The 3,432-nt window shown below is 70.5% G+C and carries 5 protein-coding genes; 1 reads left to right on the top strand and 4 read right to left on the bottom strand.

The annotated features are described in order from the left end of the window. The 4 genes from AC27IQ_RS20805 to AC27IQ_RS20790 form a co-directional block, all read right to left on the bottom strand. The coding region (locus AC27IQ_RS20805; RefSeq protein WP_487090626.1) for a hypothetical protein at positions 1 to 616 on the bottom strand (616 nt) is incomplete at its 3' end. Next, the gene (locus AC27IQ_RS20800; protein WP_487090625.1) at positions 613 to 1,620 is read right to left on the bottom strand and encodes an MlaD family protein; all 1,008 of its coding nucleotides are present in this window, start codon (positions 1,618 to 1,620) and stop codon (positions 613 to 615) included. The genes AC27IQ_RS20800 and AC27IQ_RS20805, both read right to left, overlap by 4 nt. A gap of 144 nt (positions 1,621 to 1,764) precedes the next feature. After that, positions 1,765 to 2,568, bottom strand: a complete 804-nt coding sequence (locus tag AC27IQ_RS20795) for an MlaE family ABC transporter permease (RefSeq protein WP_284398774.1) — start codon at positions 2,566 to 2,568, stop codon at positions 1,765 to 1,767. A gap of 130 nt (positions 2,569 to 2,698) precedes the next feature. Then, complete coding sequence (locus AC27IQ_RS20790; RefSeq protein ID WP_272568473.1) at positions 2,699 to 3,160, bottom strand: MerR family transcriptional regulator; 462 nt, start codon at positions 3,158 to 3,160, stop codon at positions 2,699 to 2,701. A 79-nt stretch (positions 3,161 to 3,239) separates the two neighbouring features. Between AC27IQ_RS20790 and AC27IQ_RS20785 the strand changes: the two genes are divergently transcribed. Continuing rightward, positions 3,240 to 3,432, top strand: a 193-nt coding sequence (locus AC27IQ_RS20785; RefSeq protein WP_487090624.1) for a hypothetical protein, incomplete at its 3' end; no start/stop codon positions are given.

Below are 3,432 nucleotides of genomic sequence, written 5' to 3'. Positions count from 1 at the left end.
CCCTTTGATCGGCACGCTGCGCCGCCAGGGTCAGCCAAGCCAGCAACGGCCGTCGCCACCCCTGCGCAGAGGCGGCCCCCACGGCGGAGTCGACCACCTGCGGCGTTTCCCGGCCGGTTTTCACCCACACCCCCGCGGCCACCAGGCGCGACAACGGATCGGCCAGGCCGGCTTGCGCAGCCGGGCCGGCCGCCCAAGCGCTGCGTTGCGGCTCGGGCAGGTGGGCAGCGGCGGTACTGTCGATGGTGCCGGCCAGGTAATCGGCATAGGCCTGGTCCTGCGGCGCGGCGTCGGCGCGCAGGGCCTCGAAAGCCGTGCACGGCTCCACCACCAGGCTGGCGACCTGGGCGGCGCAGCGCATGAGTTCCACGCGCGCCAGCAGGTCGGGCCGCCCCGTGCGGGCCACTTCCGCCCGGGCCCGGTCCCACTCCAGCTGCGCGATGCGCGGCTCGCCCGACAGGTATGCCTCGGTGGCCTTGCGGGCCGCGCCGTGGGCATTCATCTGCCATTCCGGCGTGGGCGGCTTGGCCGAGCAGGCCCAAAGGGCCAGGCAGGGGAGCAGCGCTGCGGCACGCAACACCGGTGTACGCAGCGGGGAAGACAGCAGGGGTTTCATGGCAGCTTGAGTTCCGTGTCGCGCGCAAACGGCCATTTGCGCTGGATGTCGTTGACCAAGCCCTCCACCTTGCGCAGGTTGCTCTCCACTTCGGCCCGCAAGGTGCCCAGGTCCGTGGTGGCTTCGCGCGCGTTGGCGCCGATGGCCTGGGCTTCGGCCAGCACGGCATCGACCTTCTTCAGGCTCTGGCGGGTGTCGGCCAGCAGGCCGTTGAGCTGCACCACCGTGGCCCGCACCTCGGGCAGGAGCCCCGGATCGCCCGCCGCTCCGAACACCTGCCGGTCGGCCTTGGCGGCCATGCCGTCGATGCGCGCCAGCAGCTGGTTGGTGCGGTCCAGCGTGGCAGTGATCTTTTTGGCTTCCGCTTCACTGCCCATGAGCACGTTGAGCGCGCCGCCCGGCGCGTTCAACCGCTCGGTCAGCGCGCGCACGTTGGACAGCGTGCCGCCCAACGCGGCATCCTGGGCTGTCATGGCCTGCAGGTTGGACAGCAGTTCGCGCGCCGAGGCCATGAGCTGCGGGATCTCGGCCGTGGCATCGCCGCGCAGCACGGGGCGCTCGGCGCCGTCGGCCAGCAGCGGGTCGGTAAGGATGCCGCTGTAGGCCTTGATGGTGGTGCCACCCACGATGCCGCGCACCAGCGTGAAGACGCTGGACTCGCGCAGCCAGTGCGCGTCCTTGCGCGGCACGTCGATCAGGATGCGCACGTTGCCGTCGGGCGACAGCTCGATGCCGCGCACGCGGCCAATCGGGAAGCCCGAAAACGTCATGTCCATGCCGACCACCACGCCCTCGGAGTCGTCGGCCGTGAGCACCAGGCGCTGCGTGGGCTCGAACACGCCGCGTGCATACAGCAGATAGAACGCCGAGCCCACGATGAGCGCCAGCGTGAACAGGAGCAGCGCCGCGGCCTTGCGCTCCAGGTTCGCCACCGGGCGCTGGGCTTCGAGCAGCGCCTCGCTGGCGGCATCGTCCGCTTCGTGGGAAGGGGGCCGCTCAGCCATGGTGCGCACCGCCGTGGGCCCGCAGGCCGAAAGCGCTGGCGGGGAAGGTCTCTGGGTCGGGCATGAAAGCGTTTCCTCGGTGAGGCCACGGCGCGCAGCGCGGGCCATGGCCGGTGTCGGTCGTGGGATGGGTCACGGAACGGGTTAGTAGTAATTGCCCAGCAGGGACGCGACTTCGATCAGCAGCAGCACGGCGAACATGCGCGCGAGCCCGCCCAGTTCGGAGCCGTGGCGACCCCGGCCGTCGCCGTTTTCGTAGAGCCCCGCCGCCATGGGAATGAGGGCCACGGCGAGGCTGAAGAACAGGGTTTTCAGCACGAACACCAGCGTGACGGCCGGCGTGAACACCTGCCCGAACATGCGCGTGTAGCTCGGCAGCCCCGCGGTGTTGAGCCCGTACACCCCGAAATAGGCCATGGCGAGCGCGACCACGCACGACAGCGCCGCAAGCGTGATGCTGGCGTAGATGCCGGCCACCACCCGGGGCAGCAGCTCCACGCGGATCGGGTCGGCGCCGTGCCGGCGCAGGCTGTCCAGGCGGCCGGCCTGGCGCATGAGGGCGAGCTGGGTGCCGTTGGGGATGGTGGTGCGCATGGCGACGAACAGCGCGGCGGTGAGCGGGATCAGCTCCAGCACCAGCACGCGGATGACCATCTCCAGCGCGTAACGCGACAGGCCGTAGCTCAGCGCCGTGACGACGACGATGCGGGTGATGACCAGGCTGACCAGCGCCGCCAGCACCGTGAACCCCAGCAGGATGGGCGCCGTGTCCTGGTACATGTGCCGCGCGAGCCGCCAGCGCGTGGCGCGCCCGTAGCTGGACGGCGAAAGCATGAGCACCAGCGCCACCGACCCGAGGTGCACGATGCGCCACCAGGCCACCGCCCAGCCGCGCGCGGCGCGCCAGATGCGGTCGATCAGCGAGGGGGATGGCAGGCCGGCGATCATGCGGCCATCATAGTGGACGGGCCAGCGACGATGCGTAACAAAATTGGCCTCCAGCGCATATTCCACTAGGGTGTTCCGCTATCAATTTCATTGCAATACGGGTGGTGACCGGGGGTGGCGTGGCCTGGCGTCACACGTGCCGTTTGGCCATCGGCGCGGGCGGCGGCACGGTTTCGGCATCGGCGCGCGCGTGCAGCGCCTCGATCACGCGGCAGCGGCCGGCATCGGTGCCGTCGCAGCGGCCGCGCAGCGACAGCAGCTCTTCCTCCAGCGTGCGCAGCTCCTGCAGCCGGGTGCGCACATGCTGCAGATGCTCGTCCAGGGTGTCGCAGGCCGCGTGGTCGGCCGCTGCGCCGCTGTGGTCCAGCGCCAGCAGGGTGCGCACCTCGTCCAGCGACATGTCCATGGCCCGGCACAGCCGGATGAAGCGCAGGCGGTGCACCTCGTCCGCGCTGTACAGGCGGTAGCGGTTGTCGGCGCGGGCCTGCTGGGGCAGCAGGCCTTCCTTCTCGTAATAGCGGATGTTGGCGGCCGGGACGCCCGACAGGCGGGCGGCATCTCCGATACGGTGGCAGGGGCTTTGGGCAGACATGGCTTGACCTTCGAGCGGCTTCAAGGTTTTCAATCATGGCACGGCGGCATCGCGCGCGCCCCGACACACCAGGAAAACCATGACAAAACACAGCCACGACCTTTCCCATGCCGGCCACGACGGCCATGACCATGCGGGGCATGACCATGCCCCGGCCCCGGCCTCCGCCCGGCCGGCCACCGCGCCCCGCATCGATGTGTCCTGCTGCGGCGGTGGGTGCTCGAGCACCGTGCCCCAGGCCGGCACGAAGGCGGCAGCCACCACGGCGGGCG

The organism is Acidovorax sp. KPB24-07 (assembly GCF_057543315.1).
This window is presented reverse-complemented; position numbering and strand designations above follow the sequence as displayed.